At 47.9% G+C, this 776-nt stretch carries 2 tRNA genes and 2 rRNA genes; all 4 read left to right on the top strand.

From position 1 onward, the window contains the following. A 16S ribosomal RNA gene (locus tag B1728_RS35460) occupies positions 1-90 on the top strand; the annotation flags it as partial. Positions 91-278: 188 nt separating this feature from the next. Continuing rightward, a 5S ribosomal RNA gene (gene rrf / locus B1728_RS35455) occupies positions 279-395 on the top strand. A 54-nt stretch (positions 396-449) separates the two neighbouring features. After that, positions 450-526 (top strand) — tRNA-Ile (locus tag B1728_RS35450). Positions 527-547: 21 nt separating this feature from the next. Then, a tRNA-Ala gene (locus B1728_RS35445) sits at positions 548-623 on the top strand. The last annotated feature ends 153 nt before the right edge of the window (positions 624-776 follow it).

Here is a 776-nt window from a genome sequence, read left to right as displayed (position 1 = left end):
AGGAGCCAGCCGCCGAAGGTGGGGTAGATGATTGGGGTGAAGTCGTAACAAGGTAGCCGTATCGGAAGGTGCGGCTGGATCACCTCCTTTCTATGGAGTCCATGATGACTGCAGGTCATCGGACAAATAAGCAACTGATTAACAGTTGCAACGGCATTCACTCGTTGGTCAGTTTTGAGAGGGCAATAACTCTCATGAACATAAGGTTGCGATATAAGCTTTCTAAAGAGAGCGCTTAGCGTTATTCGCGAAGTTGGTTTTGTATTAGCAAGACTTCGTTTGGTGATGATGGCGGAAGGGAACCACGCGTACCCATACCGAACACGAACGTTAAGCCTTCCAGCGTCGATGGTACTTGGACCGAAGGGTCCTGGGAGAGTAGAACGTCGCCAAGCAACCCACCTTTGAGTGGGTTTTTGTTTTGAATAATCGTTTTGTTGATCCAAAACGGGCCCTTAGCTCAGCTGGTTAGAGCGCACCCCTGATAAGGGTGAGGTCGGTGGTTCGAGTCCACTAGGGCCCACCATAAAATTTTATATTATGATATGGGGCCATAGCTCAGCTGGGAGAGCGCCTGCCTTGCAAGCAGGAGGTCAGCGGTTCGATCCCGCTTGGCTCCACCAAAAAAACTCTTGCTTTCGAGTGAGGTTTTGTGGTAAGATGCTTTTTGTCGCTATTGAGAGATGGCGATGAAGCTAAGATTGTTCCTTGAAAACTAGATATGGAAATACAATGCGTAGAGCAATACAACGTGTATTAGCATGGTTAAGCTAATA

The sequence above is a fragment of the Paenibacillus sp. 32352 genome (genome assembly GCF_002042965.1).
GTDB lineage: Bacteria > Bacillota > Bacilli > Paenibacillales > NBRC-103111 > Paenibacillus_S > Paenibacillus_S vulneris.
This window is presented reverse-complemented; position numbering and strand designations above follow the sequence as displayed.